Origin of the sequence: Chryseobacterium jejuense, assembly GCF_017877355.1 — a bacterium.
Taxonomy (GTDB): domain Bacteria; phylum Bacteroidota; class Bacteroidia; order Flavobacteriales; family Weeksellaceae; genus Chryseobacterium; species Chryseobacterium jejuense_A.
Map to the genome: position 1 here is coordinate 112,289 of NZ_JAGIPR010000015.1, position 18,056 is coordinate 130,344.

The following is an 18,056-nucleotide window of genomic DNA, read 5'->3' on the forward strand; positions in this document are numbered from 1 at the left end:
TGATGGGTGTCTGCAATTTTTGTACTTTCACTTCATGAAACTGCACTTCTCTTTTTTATACTTTATATTCTTTATCTGTATTCTTTGTCCGGCACAAAATACATTCATTGATGGTCTTAAAAATCAATTGAAGAGCAACAATTCTGCTGAGGAAAAGTTTAAAATCTATAATGAACTTACAGAATATTACAGAGTCAGTGACCAATATTCTGTTGCTAAAAAATATGTTCAGGAACAATTAAAACTGGCCAAAAATGAACATAATTATACGGAAGAAGTAAAGGCTTTGGTTCAGAATGGAATCATAAAACTCAACCAATCTCAATACGATAAGGTTCCACCGCTTATTGATGATGCTAAGGCAGCCGCTCAAAAAACAACTGATAAAACAGCTTCACTATATGCTTCTTATCTGAATATCTACTATAATAATACTCTGGGAGAATCTGAAAATACCATGAAACTTATTCAGAAAACACTTCCACAGGTTGAAAAACTTCCTTCAGAAATTCTGCTGAACGCAAAACTCAATTATCTTCTATACGGCATCCACTCTGAATGGAATGATGCAAAAAACGCCACATTGTATGCTCAGAAAGCAGTGGAATTGGCTCAAAAATCTGGGAATAAAAATATGCTGAGTTCGGCTTATTCTGCCATGGCAGTCTGTTATTACTTTCCTTATGAAAAAACCGGAGACTTAAAAGATTTAAAGCTTGTTATAGAGATGTGTAAAAAAGCAGTTTCTCTTTATCAACAGTTTCCAGGGCAGGTTTCAGCCCATGCTCATGCATTAGCTTTATTAAACCTTGCCAATTACTACCTGAGCTATCCGGTTATTACTCCGGAAATTCGTGAAGAGATTCAGGATAACTCCAATAAAATTCTGACACTTACCCAACATACCACTTTAAATCAGGGAATCCAGGCGGGTGCACTCGGAATTCTCAGTAACCTTGCAACACGTGACCACAATGACGCCTTATCTGAAAAATACCTTTTAAAAGCGGAACAGATTCTATTGACTCAGAAACCTGTGTACTATCATGTAATGATTAATGTAGTCACTGATCTTTCCAAACTGTATGAAAGACAGAAAAACTATCAAAAGGCTTATGAATACCAATCTAAAGTAACAGAATACAACAATCTTCTTTACAATGAAGGACAGGCAGAAACCGCAAAAAGGCTGGAAGCCCAATTTCAGTCTCAGAAAAAAGAAGCTGAGTTAAAAGCTCTGACAGAAAAAACATTGAGTCTTAAAAAGGAAAAACTCCTGTATATCGGACTGGGAATTATAGGATTAATTGGAGCATTTTTTATGTTCCGCTCCTATCATTATAAATTGCGTTACTCTATAATACGAGAAAAAAAACTAAATACGGAAAAACACGAAGCCGAAATGATGGTCAAACTTCAGAAAGAAGAACAGGCCAGATTAAAGGTTGAACAGGAACTTCTCACCTTACAGCAGCAGAAACTTCAAAGTGAGGTCCTTGCCAGTCAGCTCCATATTCAGCATAAAAATGAAGTGCTTCAACAGCTTCAGACCCAACTTTCGGATACAGATATTAATATCAACCAGGTTGTAAAAGAACAAAATCGAGTGGATAATGATTTTGAAAAGATCAGGTTTACCATTCAGGAATTACATCCTGACTTCTTCAAAAATATTAATGAAAAAGCCAAACAGAAATTGACACCGCTGGACTTGAAATATTGTGCTTACCTCTACCTTGGAATGGATACTAAACAAATAGCCAACCTTCTGAATGTGGAACCTAAAAGTGTAAGAATGACCAAATACCGTCTGAAAAAAAAATTCGGATTGGATGAAAATATAGCTTTGGATACCTTTTTCCAGCGAATATTTTCTGAATAACACCACTATTCTTTTGGTCATTAATACACGAATTATTTAAAGTAGCTTATAAACACATTTTGGATCTGATGATAATTCTCTTTACCAATTAAATACACCATAAATGATTATTCAATTTTGTATAGTTTAAAAGCGCTCATGCAAATTGAGGATTGTGCATGATTTATGTACAATAAAAGATAATACTATTATCGATTTTCATTAATTTATTTTTTCCTTTTCTTCTCAAGCAATAATTCATATCATTTTAAAGTTTTCACAATTCCAATTAAAACGACCTAAAATTCAATGGGATAAATAAATGAAAATCTGTACACAATAGGATAATTCGTAATAAAATCTACAAATAAATTACAAATTTTATCACCATTAAGTGATAAAATTATTTTTTAGTTTTGAAGCATCAACGTTGATGAAATTCTGTATTTAAGTTGTATGTGTACAGTACAAATTGAACATAAGAATACATCACCCAATGCCAGGGATGAGATGGCAGACTATAATTTAATCAACAAAAAAATATCAAAAATGAAAAAATTAGTTGGAATGAAGAGAAACTTCTCTTCTACAGAAAACAAGAAATTACAAAGAGAAGATTTAAAATTAGTTCAAGGTGGTAATACATACACAGCTTCAGAAAATGCAACGTGTTATGATAAAAAAACCTGGAATGGTAAAGATCTTCAGAGTACATTATATGTAGGAACTGGCTGTCAAGGATTATAGAAAATTTAGTTATTAGAATTTAATAACAGTTCATTAATCTTAAAACTCCTTGGGGCTGAATTTAGTCCCAAGAGAGTTTTATATTTTGAATAATTCACTTTTACCATTAAATAATATACCTTATGAGAAATAATACTTTTATAGTCTCCTTAGCTATTTTAATGGTAGGCTATCTTCCTTTGTCCTGTAAAAACAGAGAACTTAATTATTTTAATTATTATTATAAGGTCTATACCATTGACAGTACTCATAGAGTGAATAAAGATACCTTAGCCACCATTAAACAATACAAAAAATTATTTAGGCAATATCCTCCGGTTCAAAATGAGAGAATTAGAGAATTCGAAGCCTATATTAAAATGGCAGATAAATACCATAAAAGCTTTGGAGGTATAAAAAGTCTGAATAAATTGATTGCACAGACTGGACCTTATTGGCGTCCTGGATCCGATTTTTTTAAACTATATAAAAAACACGGAATAGATAGTATACAAGTGGAACAAAAGTACCAACAGTGGAAAAGAGGTCTTAATCGGGTTTTATTAGATTCATTCAGCATTGCTTTTAAAAGAGATCAGTACAACAGGCACATCAAAGAGACTGTTGAAATGAATGATAAAAAAAATGCTGAACTTTTACTATGGACACTTAAAAATTATGGATATCCATCAAAACAGAAAATAGGACTCACCGGAAACCATGGTGTCTTTATGCCAATGATAGACATACTTAATCATATGGCTTATACACAATATTATGAATTCCTAAAAACAGAATTACTGAAATATGTAAAATCCGGAGAATGCACTCCTAGGGATTATATTGATATGGTAGATAAATATCAGTATATGAATAATGGAATAACGATGTACGGTATATTTATACGTTATGATGAGTCAAACCTAAATGCGGCAGATTCCGCAAGAATTGATAAAAACCGTGCAGCCATAGGATTTCCAAGGATGAAAACCTCTATGAAGATTGCCAAAGATTATTTTGATAAACTTAAGAAGCAACAAAAACATTAATTTTTTAGTTATCATAAAGTTTATCACATACCCGAAGTTAAAGTTGCTAAAATTAAAATAGTTATTATCTGTAAGCCAAATAAATAGTTTTTCATAGATAAAAACGCTGAATGATAAAAATGTAGATCAGAATTCAAAAATTGATTTTATCACAGATTTTAGATTTATATTTATTGACCTTAACCAACACAAAAACTTTATGAAAAATTATAAGTACTGGCATTACCTATTTACTCTATTAATAATCAGCTTAGCTGTCTTTTCTTGTAAAAACAGAGAACTTAATTACATCGATTATTATAATAAAGTTTATACCATAGATAGTATTCACAGGATTCATAAAGATACCTTGGTGACTATAAAACAATACAAGAAATTATTCAGGAAATATCCCCCTGTCCAGCATGAGAGAATTACTGAATTTGAAACCTATCTTAAAATGGCTGATAAATACCATCGCAACTTCGGTGGAGTTAAAAGTCTGGATAAATTGATAACACAAACTGGTCCCTACTGGAGACCTGAACATGATTTTTTCCAATTATATAAAAGACATGGAATAGACAGTATACAGGTAGAAAAAAAATTCGAGCAGTGGAAAAGAGGTCTTAACCAGGTTTTAGTAGATTCATTCAGTATCGCTTTTAAAAGAGATCAATACAACAGACATATTAAGGAAACCGTTGAAATGAATGATAACAAAAATGCCAAGCTTTTAATATGGACCTTAAAAAATTATGGGTATCCATCAATGAAAAAAATGGGACTTTGGGGAGATAACAGAACGTTAATGTCTATGGGAACTATGCTTAACCATATGGCTTATACAAAATACTATGAATACTTCAAAAAGGAATTACTACCCTATGTAAAATCCGGAGAATGTACCCCAAGAGATTATATCGAAATGGTAGATAAATATCAATATGTAAATAATGGAGTAACGATGTATGGAATATTCATGCGTTACAGTGAAGCTAACCTTAGTGCGGCCGATTCTGCAAGAATTGATAAAAACCGTGCAGCTATAGGATTTCCAAGGATGAAAACCTCTATGAAAATTGCAAAGGATTTTTTTGATAAACTTAAGAAGCAACAAAAATGATTCTTATTATTTCTGAAAATAAAGAAAATACAACCAATGAAGTGATCAAATATCTTCTGGCAATGAATAAAGAGTTCATTCGTGTACATGAAGATGAAGTTTTTGAAATTAAAACAGAGCACAAGAGATTACTTTTGGTAAGTTATAGAAATAGGTTCTACATTGATGAAATAAACAGTGTATGGTACAGAAACGGAGGTTTAAATTTCAGAAGACTACGCTATGAAAATGAATCTATCAACCTCAATATGAATGAATATCAGCACTGGCTGGAAGATTATGTGAGAAAAACATTAGAGTCTAAAAGGCATATCAATAAAGAAAGCAATAGTGATGTAAATAAACTTCTGGTATTGGAACAGGCAAAAAAAGCAGGTTTAAATGTCCCGGATTATTTTCTGGCAGATAATACGGATGAAGTAGAATTCAATAAAACCATCATCAAAACCATTGGCGGAAATCCCAGAGCAGAAAATATTACCCAGGACTCTACCGGAATGATGTATACATCAATAGTGAAAGAACCTCAAAAAGGAAATTTCTTTATCACATTCTTTCAGAGAAAAATTGAAAAAGATTTTGAAATCAGGAGCTTTTACCTAAACGGGAAAATTTGGTCAACCGCAATCTTTTCACAAAATGATGAGCAGACAAAAGTTGATTTCAGAAAGTATAATCATAAAAAGCCCAACAGGAATGTCCCCTATCAGCTTCCCAAAAGTATTGAAGAGAAAATTCATTTGTTGATGCTGTCCTTGGATCTCAATTGCGGTTCATTAGACCTCATCAAGAACAAGGATACATTCTATTTTTTAGAAGTGAATGCTATAGGTCAGTTTCTGGGCCACTCGGTAATCTGTAACTATTCATTGGAAAAAGAAATCGCTAATTATTTATGAAAAAGAACTTTACACCCAAAGAAAAACATCTGCTTCCTCTTATTTATGACTACATGGAAATTGTGAAAAACAAAGAAAGAGGGAAGTCTATTGTAAACACAACCATAGCAAGTAAAAAATATCAGACCGATTTTTACGAACAATCTAAACCTTACAAATTCCTGGTAAGATTCTTATGAGATATTTTAATATATTCAGCACAATTTTCATCACGAAAGGAGCCCATAGGATCTTAGTTTCAGATCTTCAGAGAAATACATCCGAGCTCTATCCACTAGAATTTTATGATCTGATTGAGGAATTAAAAAAGAAATCCATTGAAGAAATCCTGGAAACCTATGATAGAGAATCTCAGGACATTGTTCAGGAATATTTAGAAATCCTGTTGGAAAACGAATATGGGTTTATTACAGAGAATGACTGGGACCGGAATTTTCCGCCCTTATCTTACGAATATTTCGAGCCTAACCTCATTAATGATCTCGTTATCGAAATGGCAGATATAAGCCTTTTAAAGAGGCTTAAAAACTCTGTAGAGAATCTTGAGATCAGACATTTGGTAATTTATAGTTCAAAACCGTTAACATTAGAGGAACTTATCAGTATAGATTATACCTTCACCTCATCTTTGCTATCAGGTATAGAAATCATTTCTCCTTTTCACAGCGAAATAGATCTGGAATTCATACAGGAACTGAATCATGGGACAGAAAGGATTTATAGTCTTATTTTCTTTCAGTGTCTTCATAAGCCTTTCAAAATAAAGGATGATTTCAAGTTCAATCTGAAGTTCGTAACAGAGCCTATAAAAATATCATCCTGCGGGAAGGTAGATATGAAGTATTTCAATACCAATCTCCCCAAAGTGCTGGAAGCTCTCAATCACAATTCCTGTCTGCATAAGAAGATCAGTATAGATATTGAAGGGAATATTAAAAATTGTCCTTTAATGCAGGAAAGTTTTGGGAAGATTCAAAATATAAGTCTTGAGGAAGCTTTAGCCCAGCCTGGATTCAAAAGGTACTGGAATATTACTAAAGATAGCATAGAAGACTGCAAAGACTGCGAATTCCGCTACATCTGTACAGATTGTAGGGCGTATACGGAACGATCTCATTATAGCTCGGAAAACCTGGATATATCAAAGCCTTTAAAGTGTGGTTACAATCCTTACACCAATGAATGGAAAGAATGGAGTAAAAATCCGCTGAAACAGAAAGCCATTCATCATTATGAGTTACAGAAACTAAAATAGCTTTTAAACGATGTCTAAAAGCTATTTTTATACAGATATAAGAGATTGAATAACCTCCTATTTAAAAAATTTCCACTTCGGAATAATGGCCAGCATTCCAAAACCTGTAAACAGGAAAAGATTGGTAACATCTGTATACAGGAAGGTAGACAGATAGTAGTTGTGCATAAAGAAATGCAGTACCAATAAAGCCGGGAACATAATGATTCCTATTTTTTTATAAAAGAACATCAGCACCAGACCAATCATCATCATTGCATCGATTGAAAAGATGACATAAAAATACCATCTCGGGATTTCAAGATATTCATGCTGAAGATATTCATCAACATCTATTCCCAGCCCCATTACGGTAAACAACATTAAGGCAGCAAATGCCAGTACAAATCCCCATCCTTTCTTCGGATCCTCATCAAAATAGCTGTATTCTTCCATAGGTACAAAAATAAAGAACTTATGAGAAATTTCATAAGTTCTTTTATAGTAATTCGTTTAAAATTTGAATTAAATAGAGATTGCGTTAATCAGTCTATTTTTATCGCTTAGGAATTCTTCCATAGAGATCATACTTTCAGTTCTCATTACGTCCTGAATGTCGTCAATCTGATAGATAATTCTTTTAGCATCATCCGTATTCTTAGCTCTTACTTTACAGAAAATATTATATTTCCCGGAAATAACGCTAGCTTCAATTACGTTAGGAATAACTGACAATTCTTTTAATACTTCCTGAGTACGGTTTGATTTTGTCAAAAGAATTCCAATGAAAGCTGTAAAATGATAGTCCAGCTTACCATAATCGATGCTTAGAGATGATCCCAAAATAATACCTGCATCTTCCATCTTTTTCACTCTTACGTGAATTGTCCCAGCAGAAACATCCATCTGCTTAGCAATTTCTGTAAAAGGCATTCTTGTGTTTTCTACTAAGAAATCAAGAATCTTCTTGTCTATTTCGTCCAGTTGATAGTTCATATTAGTTAAATTACAATTTCTTTAAAAAATCTATGTATTTTTTGCAAATTTACGAAAAATAATTTAACTAAAAAATATATATCAAATATTAACAATAATTAACACGGATGATAAAAATCATTAAAATATTCCGATTATTTAGCATTCGATTTTGTAGAATCTGTTTTTATTTCCGTTTTCTCAGGGGATACTTTTTTGTCTTTTTTCTTCTTTTTAAACAAAGAATTAAAGCTTTTACTCCACATCACCCCTACTCCATAGGCTTGATTAGCAGTTCCGTTTGTACTGATCATACCAATGTTCGTAGGCTTAGAGTATCCTCTTACCACCAAAGTACCGTCATTTTTCTTAGACAAATCATACTCTATAGACCCTTCTCCTGAAAGATAATTGTTCTGTGCTCCGGTAGCACTTGCATCTGTTTTGGACAGCGGAATTCCCAATCCTGTCTTGATATTCACCCTAGGTGAAAGGGCTACGCTTACCCCTGCATTGGCCCTGTCTCCAATATTGGAGTTTTGGTCACCTTTTACATAATTCAGGTCAATCTGGAATTCATTACTCATTGTATTAAGAACCGATCCAAGCTGTTTCAGAAGCATATTATATCCTTGTGATTCTGCAACATTACCCATATTCACATCTACTCCTCCGGTATTGGAAACATTGAAGGTACTCAATAGAAGAACAGAACCGAACTGAAGCACTTTTTCTCCTTCCTGGCTCATTTTGGCGGCTAAAGTTTCTCTCACCTGGCTGGAAACATCCATTGCCGTTACATTTAATTCTACCTTAGGATCTATGAGAGATTCTGTAATATTAGCCTGCAACAAAATACTTATAGGCTGTAGTTTTCCCATACTCAGGTATTCCCCTGCATTGGAAACCATTCTTACATAATTGGCTGTAATATCCAGTGCCGGTTTCATCGCATCACCATCCCATCTGATGCTGCTGTTTTTTTGGATCTGGAAGGTTTTGTTAAGAATCGCTTTGGATACGAATGTTCCGTTATCAACCTTATAGGTACCATTCATGGCAATATTTCCCTGTCGGTTCATCTGGAACCTCAGCGGATCTGCTGTTCCTTTTACAGTAATACTTCCTACATCATCCCCAATCAATACATTTACCGTGGTCCCTTTATCTACTGCCAAGTTGAAATCGATATTCATATTGGCTCCTGTCTTTTTCTTTTCTTCCAGTGTTACCAAGCCGTCTTTTCCTTCTTTCAGGAATCTCAGCATCTTGAACTCTTCAACATTTGAAGTGGAACTCGAGTTAAAAGTAAACGTACTTCCGTTAAGGGCTCTCATATTAGGAGTAGTTATACTTAGACCGGATACAGGACCGGATACGTATAAATCACCCTGACCGTAAACTCTTCCCCAAAATAGGTCAGAATCCTTCTGTGTAGAATTTAGCACCAAAAGATTATCTGCCCTCATGATCAGATCAATCCCCATAGAGGAAAGTGTTTCAAACCTTATCGCCCCGGAAATATTTCCTTTGGAATTGGTTCTTCCATCATGTACTTCAATATTGTTAAGAATGGCAAGCCCCTTGGTTAATTGGATCACGTTATCATCAAATGAATAGTCTACCCCTGTAAACAGAAGTTTTAATCCAAAATCCTTCAAAGCGATATCACCACTATAATCAAGGTTATTAAGCTTTCCGTTAATCTTAAGATCTCCCGTTGCCTTACCTCTGAGATTTCCAAAAATAGTTTGAACAAACTGCTGGGTAAATGCCAGATCAAAATCACGCATTTCCGCCGTCAGATCAATATCCGGAGATGCTGTATTATTATTAACAGTACCGGTAAGGTTTAAACTGTTATTTCCTAAAACTCCTGCTGAATGAACCTTTATATCAATATCATAAACGTTCAGTGAGAAACCGTTGGTTGCTGAAATGGAAATATCTCCCATGTCATTTCCATTCATTTTAATATCATCCACCGTAAGATCTACCAAAGGCTGTAAAGTGCTTTTATCCATCTTAATCTTTACACTTCCGTTAGCCAAACCTTTTATATCCATACTATTACCACCAGACTGCATTTCCAGTAGTTTTTCTATCGCGAAATCACTGATATCAGCATCTACATAGAAGTCCTTTGCAGATTTGAACTGTGCTTCTTTTATAAATAATGCACTCTTATCAGAATAAACCCTTAGGTTCCTGATATCAAAATCTCCGGTATTCCTCCTATACGTAATAGAATGATTCAGTTCCGGACTGGTATCAATGGCCCAGGAAACTTCATTGAATTTAACTTCAGTAGGTTCAAATCTGAAAACATAATCACCGGCTGCATCTGTAGACTGATCTACATTGATAGCGTATTCCTTAAGTTTTTCATTGATCTCATCATCCGGACTTCCATGTTTGAATACAGTGGCAAGATGAAGGGTATTTCCGTTTTCGTTATTCCCTTTAAGTTCGAAATCTTTAATGATATTTTTGTTGTATTCTAATCTATTGATTCTTGCATACAGCTGCTGGGCAAGATTTGCAGTGTTAATCCTGACTTTAACGCTATCTACCATAGCGCTGTCTTTGCTGAGATTTTTTCTGTTGTTGATCTGATAATCCGGATTGGAGGCTACCAACGCTTTATCAGCATCAGTAAGTTCCTCTTCTTTGGTCATAATATATTTCAGGGCAGTAGCATCAAGGTTCAGGATCAGGTTATTTGAATCCCCGTCATATTCACCTTCCACCATCGCTCCGTTAGGTAATTTAAGATCCGGCAAGAAATAGTTGACTAATCCTTGCTGAACATCAAATTTCATAGCAAAATTCTGTCCTCTGTATAATTTTCTTGGTGGTGGCCCCACAAGAATTCTTCCTACTCCATTTTCTACCATTCCTACGAGATCTCCCAAGTTATATTTTCCGGATATTTTCCCGTTTGCTGCTCCCGGTGCATCCACATCAATAACACGTCCACCTGCTTCAATAAAGGTTTTTAATTTTGCTGAAGGAATATTGTATTTCTGTGTAGCTGTGGCAAAGTAAAGATTATTGGCACTAACATCTAATGTCAGATCATTGATGGATGACATAGACATTTTACCTTCAACCTGTCCGCTTACCATCTGACTTCCGGGTTTATTGGTGAAATAATTCATGTTCAGCTGGGTAACATCAGCATTCACATCCATCATGATTTTAGACGTACTGAAGTCTATTAATCCTTTGACTGTTGCTTTGGCCTGTTCATCATTTACAGTAATCAGTCCGTTATATTTTTTATGATCTAATAATCCATCTAAATAAAGATTACTGATGACCTTATCCATAATTTCAATGCTGGTAATCTGAGACTTGGTGGTAAGACGCATCGTATTCACATCAAAACTCTGCCCGTTGAGATCAAAATTACCGGAGATCAGCCCAACCGATTTATTTTTAGTAATCACAGAGGTATTAAGATCTTTTACCTCAAGACGGCCTGAATATTTAGGCATAGCCGTACTATAACCTGTTAAGGAAAGTTTAGAAATTTTTGCCTGCCCTATTCCCGTCATTAGATTTCCATTCTCTACATACACCTGGTCAGGATTTACTTTGGCTGTTCCATTATATTTCAGTTTTCCAAAATCATCTGCAAAATTCTTCATTTTGCTGGAAATGAATGTTGGCATCATCGCCTTTAGGTCTTTATAGGTAAAATCAGTGGAAAGGTCTCTGGTTTCAATAGAGAAATTCCCATTAAGTAGATTATCCACCTTCATGGTTTTGGTGGCAATATTCACATCAGGATTTCGGATCAGGAAATTCTCTAAATGGAATTTATTTAAAGGCCCCGTCATTTTCCCGGAAAGATTGAACGGCTTGATATTATCCCAGTTGGTCACAAAATAACTGATATCATAACCACTTACCTGGCTTCCCTGGTTAATATTCATATCCCAGCGAACCTTATCTGCAAAATCAGCCCAGGAACCATCATGAAGATTGAACTTAACATCTCCCTGCAGCAAAGTATGATCTGTATTTAACGTAAGGTCTTTTAATGACAAAAACTGCTTGGTTAAAGACAGTTCTGTTGAAAAGGTATCTACAATATGAGATTTCCCCCATCTGGAGGTTACAAAAGACATATTATTAATAAGCGCTGTAATATTAGGACCTACAATCTTAACATTGGGTGCTTTTAAATTAAATTTTGTTGCGGTAAGCCACTTTCCGTGATCTCCATCCGAGTTTTGATTAACAATAGATACTTTAGAATCGATGATCTGTACTCTTGAATTCAGCTGAAAAGGAGGCTTTTTAGGATCTCTTTTCTTCCCGTCATCAAATAATTCTGTAAATCTGACAAAGTTGGAAATACTGTCACCTTTATAAGTAATAACTTTAACATCTGCATTAACCAAAGTAAGGGAATTAAAACTTAAAGAATTGCTTTTCCCGGAAATGGCATTCACTGCAAGAGATATCCAGTCTGAATCGGCACGAAATTCACGAGCCTGAATAAAATCCACCCCTTTATAATCTTTTACTTTTAATCCTTTTATGGTAACATCTCCGAAATAGTTTACATCTACACTTTCTGTAGAAAATCCGGATTTAAAATCATTATTTACAAGCTTCAGAGCCTGATCTGCTGCCCATTGTTTAGTAACAGGAAGGTTGATGGTAATAAGGATACCCCCAATAAGAACAATTCCTAACCAAAAAAGAATAAGAAGAAGCTTTGCCCACCAGGTGTAACTGGTGACATCTTTCATCGCCTGTTTACCAAACTCTTCAGCAGTTTCTACAGGATGACTAATGGCATCTGAAGCAAGCTCAGATGCTTCTTTTACTGTTTCCCGTACCTTTTCTTCTACATTTTCAACAGTCTTCTGTACCTGATCCCCTAGGTTTTCAGCTACTGATTTTTTATTCTCATTCTCGTTATTATTCTCTAACTTTGCCATTATTATGAGCGACTCTATAATTTTAGGTATTGAATCGTCTTGCGACGACACCTCAGCAGCTATCATCAAGGGGAATTCTATTCTTTCAAATATTGCTGCGAACCAGGCTATCCATAAAGAATATGGAGGCGTGGTTCCTGAATTGGCTTCGCGAGCCCATCAACAAAATATAATCCCCGTTGTTGAAAAATCTTTTACCAAAGCAAATATACAACAAAATGCAATCTCTGCTATAGGATTTACACGCGGCCCCGGACTTTTAGGATCACTTCTTGTAGGAACATCATTTGCTAAGTCTCTGGCTATGAGTCTTAATGTCCCGTTAATTGAAGTTAATCATCTTCAAGCTCACATTTTAGCCCATTTCATCGAGGATGCAAATCCTGTGCCGCCTCCTTTCCCTTTCCTATGTCTTACCGTAAGTGGCGGACATACTATGATTGTATTGGTTAAGGATTATTTTGACATGGAAATCATTGGAAAAACTACTGATGATGCCGCCGGAGAAGCCTTTGATAAAATCGGGAAAATATTTGATCTGGATTATCCTGCAGGCCCTATCATTGACAGGCTTGCCAAAGAAGGAAACCCTGATGCTTTTAAATTCAATAAGCCCAAACTGGAAAACTATGACTACTCTTTCAGTGGTATTAAAACATCCGTTTTATACTTTATCCAGAAAGAAGTAAGAAAGAATCCTGATTTCATTAAAGAAAACCTCAATGATCTTTGTGCCTCTGTACAAAAGTGCATCATTGAAATATTGATGAATAAGCTTGAAAAAGCAGCCAAAGAACTTAATGTAAAAGACGTAGCCATTGCAGGTGGAGTTTCTGCCAATTCTGCATTAAGAAAGGCTATGGAAGACAACAAAGAAAAATTAGGATGGAATATCTACATTCCAAAATTTGAATATACTACTGATAATGCAGCCATGATTGCCATGGTAGCACAACTGAAATTCGAAAGAGGTGAATTTACGGATCTTAGAACTTCTGCTACTGCAAAATATGACTTATGAAAATACTCTTAGAAGAAAAAGTACTGGGAACGCATTCTAAAAAGAACTCGAAATATTATTGGGTATTAGAAACCATTACAGGAAAAAGTGAAAGTTCAGAAGATGCTGTTGATTATTTTCCATCAAGCTCTGAAACAGGATATATTCAGGATATAAAAGAGGAAATTATTGAAAAAATAAATTCTGAAAACATTTTTAGTTTTCCTTATACTCCAAAAGAAGGAGATTATTTATCCATTAAAAACAACCTAAGAAAACAGGAATATTTAAATCTGATTTTCATTAACAATAAGTGGATAGAAGAAATATATATGTGCAGCTACCGCGAATGTGATACAGATATTTACACAACCATAAAAACAGGCGTTGCATTCTTAACTCAGGATATATGAAATTATTTTACGGAGAAATAGCAGGCAATAAAGTCATCATCAACGACGAGGAACAACAGCACATTGTAAAAGTTCTTCGAATGAAGGAAGGAGAGGAAATCTATGTGACCGATGGAAATGGAGCTCTTGCTTCAGGAAAACTTGTTATAGAAGGAAAAAAAGCAGGTATTGAAGTTTCAGAAATTAAAAATGATCTCCCGGGTTTTACTCCTAAACTTCATATTGCCATAGCGCCCACCAAAAATATTGACCGTATAGAGTTTTTTGTGGAAAAGGCTGTAGAAATGGGGATTTCTGAGATAAGCATTATTGCTACAGAAAAAACAGAACGTAAAAATCTCAATATTGATAAGATCAGAAAACAGGCTATTGCAGCATCTAAACAAAGTTTGAGATTTCATTTTCCGGTTATCAATGATACGGTAAAGCTTTCTGACTTTCTAAAAAACATAAATCCTGACCACACTTTTGTGGCGCACTGTCATGAAGATCTGGAAAGAATGGAACTTAAAAGCATTCCTACCATGGAAGAGGTAACCTTTCTAATTGGTCCCGAAGGTGACTTTTCTGAAAAAGAAATTGCATTTCTGGCTGAACACAAAATCAAAGCTGTTTCATTAGGAAATCAAAGGTTAAGAACCGAAACAGCAGGCGTATTTATAGCAGCTTGGAATTATTATAATATGATTTAGATCTGAAAATCTATATTATTTTATGTCTGCTGTCATTGACTATTCTGACGAAGGAAAAATCTCTTTCTTTATTTAAATTCTTCACTCCACTTCGGAACTGCGTTCGCAAGCCTTTAGTTTGTATTCAGATCACATATCCCAACTCATAGATAGTTAACAATCATATAAAAAAGGAGGTTTTTCAACCTCCTTTTTCTATACTCTTCATTGATTATTCCCAATCAATATTATTTTCTTTCAGATATTTCTCAAAAATCTGTTGTCCGCTTCTTATAGAGTTTACTGTCCAAAGAATTTTCATTCTCAAAAGCTTTTCTTCATCTAATTTATAATCAATACCAGATTTTATCAGTTTTTGTTTCAATTCGTACATACAAATGGAAGCGGCAACAGAAACATTAAAGCTTCGTGTAAAACCATACATCGGAATCGCCAGTGTTTCATCTGCAAAATCCAGAATTTCCTGAGAAACGCCCTCCATTTCTGTTCCGAATACCAAAGCTATAGGTTCTGTAATCTCGTATTCAGGCAGCATTTTAGCATTATTTTCCAGTGAAACCACCACAATCTTGTAGCCTCTGTCTTTAATTTCCTGAAAAGACTCCATATTTCGGGGAAGTTTTTCAACTTCAACCCAAGTATCTGCTCCTTTGGTTACCCGAAGGTTGGGTTCAAAACTATATTCTTCCTGCAAAGCCACTACTTTATGAAAGCCACAAGCTTCTACAGAACGTACAATGGCTGCGGCATTCCGGAACTGATAAATATCTTCTACCACCGGAAGTACAAAATCTGAACTTTCCTGTGAAAAGTGTTCAATTTTTGATAATCTTTCCTCTGTTAAAAACTGTTTTAAATATTCATAAGTTTGCGCTAAATCTTTCATCTGCATTTAGTTATTTTTTTCAGTAGCCTTATGTAACCTTTAGGATTTATCTTATTCTTATAAAATTTTACCCTAAGTGTTCCATTCATTTTCAAATCTTTGCAAATTAACGTAATTTTGGGCTATGATCCTTAACCGGGATTACATTCTTAATTAAAAATAATACATGAAAAGAAAAGTCCTGCTCATCTATACCGGAGGAACCATCGGTATGGAAAAAGATTATGAAACCGGAAGTCTCCGTGCCTTTGATTTTGGTAATATCTTCGAAAAGATGCCTGAAATGAAGCTTATGGAATGTGAAGTTTTCGTACACCCTTTTGCCAAACCACTGGACTCTTCGGACATGGGACCTGAGGAATGGAGAGTAATTGCCAACTACATTCATGAGAACTATAATGATTATGACGGGTTTCTGATTCTTCACGGAACAGATACCATGTCTTATACTGCTTCAGCATTAAGTTTCATGTTAAAAGGATTGAGAAAGCCTGTGATTATGACGGGTTCGCAGCTGCCTATTGGTGACCTGAGAACTGATGCCAAGGAAAACTTACTGACCAGTCTGTATTATGCAAGTCTGTATGAAAATGATGAAGCGGTTATCCAGGAAGTAGCGATCTATTTTGAATATAAACTATTAAGAGGAAACAGAACTTTAAAATATTCAGCTGAATATTTTGATGCTTATGCAAGCCCAAACTACCCTATTCTTGGACAATCCGGTGTTCATTTAAATATTATCAAAGACAATCTTTTCCGTTGTAATCCGGAAGTTGAGTTTCATGTTGATGAACATATCTCTGAGGATGTTCTGTTCTGGAGAATTTTCCCGGGAATGCATCTGAGCCACTTCAGAGAAATTCCTAAAATGAAGGTCCTGATTCTGCAGGTTTTCGGTTCCGGAACTATTTTCAGCAGTGAAAAAACTCAGGAAACACTTCAGGAGATCAGAAATAATGGTACGGAGATCGTAGTGGTAAGCCAATGTATTTCTGGTGGGATTTCGTTCGGGAAATATGAGAACAGTAATATTTTCTCTAGAATCGGAGCTATTAGCGGAAGGGACATGACTGCGGAAACAGCTATCACAAAAGCGATGCACCTCATTGACAATCCGAATTATTCCGGAAGTTTTGCGGATAACTTTACCCAAAGCCTTTGTGGTGAAATTACTGCTGAAAAATTGTAATAAAAATTTGGTATTTAAAGAAAATATCCTATTTTTGCAATCTCAAAAAGAAAGGTGTCCGAGTGGTTGAAGGAGCTACCCTGGAAAGGTAGTATACGGGTAACTGTATCGAGGGTTCGAATCCCTTCCTTTCTGCAAAGAAAAGTCTTAGGTTTTACACTTAAGACTTTTTTGTTTTTATTCCCTTTTAAATAGTTGGTTGTCAAGAATCCACGCATTAATTTGATGCAAAGTTTTATGATAAAAGCCTTATACTTTTAAGGAAACTAAGAGATGTAACTTCATCACTGATGAAGCGATGTGGTTCATGTACCCGCTTAGAAAGAATCAACTTTGTTGATTTCATCTTTGATCTCTAAAATCTACAGCATATAGTAATAAACCTCTGCGTTTCAAAAAAATCACCTGTCTGTATGAATGCTAAGACTATTCAAAAACTTTTTAAACTCATTCTGAAATTTCCTTTCATCTAAGTATTTCTACTCAAATGTACAATTGGTTATTTATACTCTACAGCCTCTGTTTTGTTCTTCGTTACTTTGATTTATAAAATAACCACAAAAACCAATTTTACTATGACATCAACAAGCGTAAATGCAAATTCATCCGGCCAGTTACAACTGGGCGGTGGAGCACAGTTCTGGGTGTATCTATCCCCTCAACATGATACTGCTAAAATGATCACCAAATGGCGTGTAACATTTTCACAGGGAAATTGGAGCGATTCCATTTCGAGTGACAATCCGACAAAGCAAATTCAGACCCCCAATCTTTCAGGGATTTTCGAAATTAAAGTTGAATTACTAAGTGGTTCAACTGGCACATGGAGACAGATTCCTCCTCAGACAGGAAGCCATAATGAAATAGGATGCAATTCCAATTGTGCTTCCATGGTAGGAATTGTTGCAGACAGTACCAACCCTCTTATTGGTGCTATTAATGCTCATTTCTGGACGACGTGGGATGCCATGTGCAGAACAGGAGCATAAGAACAGGTAAAATCAATCAATATAATCAAATGTAGAGGCTGTTTTTGAATTAATCAGGAAAAATGGAAAGAGGAAGA

Annotated in this window: 16 protein-coding genes and 1 tRNA gene; 13 read left to right on the forward strand and 4 right to left on the reverse strand. The window is 35.0% G+C overall.

The window, feature by feature from the left end:
• Positions 1-34: 34 nt before the first annotated feature.
• The 7 genes from J2772_RS22275 (at position 35) to gwsS (ending at position 6,895) form a co-directional block, all read left to right on the forward strand.
• Complete coding sequence (locus tag J2772_RS22275) at positions 35-1,882, forward strand: helix-turn-helix transcriptional regulator (RefSeq protein ID WP_209920709.1); 1,848 nt, start codon at positions 35-37, stop codon at positions 1,880-1,882.
• Positions 1,883-2,410: 528 nt separating this feature from the next.
• Positions 2,411-2,608 carry a TIGR04139 family peptide modification target gene (locus tag J2772_RS22280; RefSeq protein ID WP_209920712.1) on the forward strand — a complete coding sequence of 66 codons (198 nt, stop codon included), beginning with the start codon at positions 2,411-2,413 and terminating at the stop codon, positions 2,606-2,608.
• A 122-nt stretch (positions 2,609-2,730) separates the two neighbouring features.
• Positions 2,731-3,636, forward strand: coding sequence for a hypothetical protein (locus J2772_RS22285; RefSeq protein ID WP_209920714.1), 906 nt, complete (start codon positions 2,731-2,733; stop codon positions 3,634-3,636).
• A gap of 199 nt (positions 3,637-3,835) precedes the next feature.
• A complete protein-coding gene (locus tag J2772_RS22290) occupies positions 3,836-4,741 on the forward strand; it encodes a hypothetical protein (RefSeq protein WP_209920715.1) in 906 nt (301 codons plus the stop codon).
• Positions 4,738-5,640, forward strand: a complete 903-nt coding sequence (gwsG, locus tag J2772_RS22295; RefSeq protein WP_209920718.1) for a grasp-with-spasm system ATP-grasp peptide maturase — start codon at positions 4,738-4,740, stop codon at positions 5,638-5,640. The genes J2772_RS22290 and gwsG overlap by 4 nt, the downstream gene beginning before the upstream one ends.
• Positions 5,637-5,819: a hypothetical protein gene (locus tag J2772_RS22300; protein ID WP_209920720.1), complete on the forward strand. Its 183-nt coding sequence runs from the start codon at positions 5,637-5,639 to the stop codon at positions 5,817-5,819. The genes gwsG and J2772_RS22300 overlap by 4 nt, the downstream gene beginning before the upstream one ends.
• Complete coding sequence (gene gwsS / locus J2772_RS22305) at positions 5,816-6,895, forward strand: grasp-with-spasm system SPASM domain peptide maturase (protein WP_209920721.1); 1,080 nt, start codon at positions 5,816-5,818, stop codon at positions 6,893-6,895. The genes J2772_RS22300 and gwsS overlap by 4 nt, the downstream gene beginning before the upstream one ends.
• Before the next feature lie 57 nt (positions 6,896-6,952).
• Here gwsS and J2772_RS22310 read toward each other — a convergent pair whose 3' ends face one another.
• From J2772_RS22310 to J2772_RS22320, 3 genes are all read right to left on the reverse strand, one after another.
• Positions 6,953-7,330 carry a hypothetical protein gene (locus tag J2772_RS22310; RefSeq protein WP_209920723.1) on the reverse strand — a complete coding sequence of 126 codons (378 nt, stop codon included), beginning with the start codon at positions 7,328-7,330 and terminating at the stop codon, positions 6,953-6,955.
• Between the two features lie 69 nt (positions 7,331-7,399).
• A complete protein-coding gene (locus J2772_RS22315) occupies positions 7,400-7,870 on the reverse strand; it encodes an Lrp/AsnC family transcriptional regulator (RefSeq protein ID WP_045493567.1) in 471 nt (156 codons plus the stop codon).
• Between the two features lie 134 nt (positions 7,871-8,004).
• Positions 8,005-12,807 carry a translocation/assembly module TamB gene (locus J2772_RS22320; RefSeq protein WP_209920725.1) on the reverse strand — a complete coding sequence of 1,601 codons (4,803 nt, stop codon included), beginning with the start codon at positions 12,805-12,807 and terminating at the stop codon, positions 8,005-8,007.
• 4 nt (positions 12,808-12,811) lie between these two features.
• Here J2772_RS22320 and tsaD point away from each other — a divergent pair, with 4 nt between their 5' ends.
• The 3 genes from tsaD to J2772_RS22335 are packed head-to-tail and all read left to right on the forward strand — an operon-like array spanning position 12,812 to position 14,912.
• A complete protein-coding gene (tsaD, locus tag J2772_RS22325; protein ID WP_209920728.1) occupies positions 12,812-13,828 on the forward strand; it encodes a tRNA (adenosine(37)-N6)-threonylcarbamoyltransferase complex transferase subunit TsaD in 1,017 nt (338 codons plus the stop codon).
• Entirely contained in the window at positions 13,825-14,220 is a 396-nt protein-coding gene (locus J2772_RS22330; protein WP_209920731.1) for a hypothetical protein, read from the forward strand. The genes tsaD and J2772_RS22330 overlap by 4 nt, the downstream gene beginning before the upstream one ends.
• Positions 14,217-14,912, forward strand: coding sequence for an RsmE family RNA methyltransferase (locus J2772_RS22335; protein WP_209920734.1), 696 nt, complete (start codon positions 14,217-14,219; stop codon positions 14,910-14,912). The genes J2772_RS22330 and J2772_RS22335 overlap by 4 nt, the downstream gene beginning before the upstream one ends.
• A 211-nt stretch (positions 14,913-15,123) precedes the next feature.
• On the opposite strand, the gene J2772_RS22340 is transcribed toward J2772_RS22335, so the two are convergent.
• Positions 15,124-15,804, reverse strand: a complete 681-nt coding sequence (locus J2772_RS22340) for a TrmH family RNA methyltransferase (RefSeq protein ID WP_209920737.1) — start codon at positions 15,802-15,804, stop codon at positions 15,124-15,126.
• A 160-nt stretch (positions 15,805-15,964) separates the two neighbouring features.
• Between J2772_RS22340 and J2772_RS22345 the strand changes: the two genes are divergently transcribed.
• From J2772_RS22345 to J2772_RS22355, 3 genes are all read left to right on the forward strand, one after another.
• Positions 15,965-16,990, forward strand: coding sequence for an asparaginase (locus J2772_RS22345; RefSeq protein WP_209920741.1), 1,026 nt, complete (start codon positions 15,965-15,967; stop codon positions 16,988-16,990).
• A 48-nt stretch (positions 16,991-17,038) separates the two neighbouring features.
• Positions 17,039-17,125, forward strand: a tRNA-Ser gene (locus J2772_RS22350).
• A gap of 440 nt (positions 17,126-17,565) precedes the next feature.
• Positions 17,566-17,979, forward strand: a complete 414-nt coding sequence (locus J2772_RS22355; RefSeq protein WP_209920743.1) for a hypothetical protein — start codon at positions 17,566-17,568, stop codon at positions 17,977-17,979.
• The last annotated feature ends 77 nt before the right edge of the window (positions 17,980-18,056 follow it).

Coding starts and splice junctions, on each gene's coding strand:
- gwsS (WP_209920721.1), top strand. CDS start 5,816: ATGAGATATTTTAATATATTCAGCACAATTTTCATCACGAAAGGAGCC.
- J2772_RS22345 (WP_209920741.1), top strand. CDS start 15,965: ATGAAAAGAAAAGTCCTGCTCATCTATACCGGAGGAACCATCGGTATG.
- J2772_RS22280 (WP_209920712.1), top strand. CDS start 2,411: ATGAAAAAATTAGTTGGAATGAAGAGAAACTTCTCTTCTACAGAAAAC.
- gwsG (WP_209920718.1), top strand. CDS start 4,738: ATGATTCTTATTATTTCTGAAAATAAAGAAAATACAACCAATGAAGTG.
- J2772_RS22355 (WP_209920743.1), top strand. CDS start 17,566: ATGACATCAACAAGCGTAAATGCAAATTCATCCGGCCAGTTACAACTG.
- J2772_RS22285 (WP_209920714.1), top strand. CDS start 2,731: ATGAGAAATAATACTTTTATAGTCTCCTTAGCTATTTTAATGGTAGGC.
- J2772_RS22315 (WP_045493567.1), bottom strand. CDS start 7,870: ATGAACTATCAACTGGACGAAATAGACAAGAAGATTCTTGATTTCTTA.
- J2772_RS22275 (WP_209920709.1), top strand. CDS start 35: ATGAAACTGCACTTCTCTTTTTTATACTTTATATTCTTTATCTGTATT.
- J2772_RS22340 (WP_209920737.1), bottom strand. CDS start 15,804: ATGCAGATGAAAGATTTAGCGCAAACTTATGAATATTTAAAACAGTTT.
- J2772_RS22300 (WP_209920720.1), top strand. CDS start 5,637: ATGAAAAAGAACTTTACACCCAAAGAAAAACATCTGCTTCCTCTTATT.
- J2772_RS22330 (WP_209920731.1), top strand. CDS start 13,825: ATGAAAATACTCTTAGAAGAAAAAGTACTGGGAACGCATTCTAAAAAG.
- tsaD (WP_209920728.1), top strand. CDS start 12,812: ATGAGCGACTCTATAATTTTAGGTATTGAATCGTCTTGCGACGACACC.
- J2772_RS22310 (WP_209920723.1), bottom strand. CDS start 7,330: ATGGAAGAATACAGCTATTTTGATGAGGATCCGAAGAAAGGATGGGGA.
- J2772_RS22290 (WP_209920715.1), top strand. CDS start 3,836: ATGAAAAATTATAAGTACTGGCATTACCTATTTACTCTATTAATAATC.
- J2772_RS22320 (WP_209920725.1), bottom strand. CDS start 12,807: ATGGCAAAGTTAGAGAATAATAACGAGAATGAGAATAAAAAATCAGTA.
- J2772_RS22335 (WP_209920734.1), top strand. CDS start 14,217: ATGAAATTATTTTACGGAGAAATAGCAGGCAATAAAGTCATCATCAAC.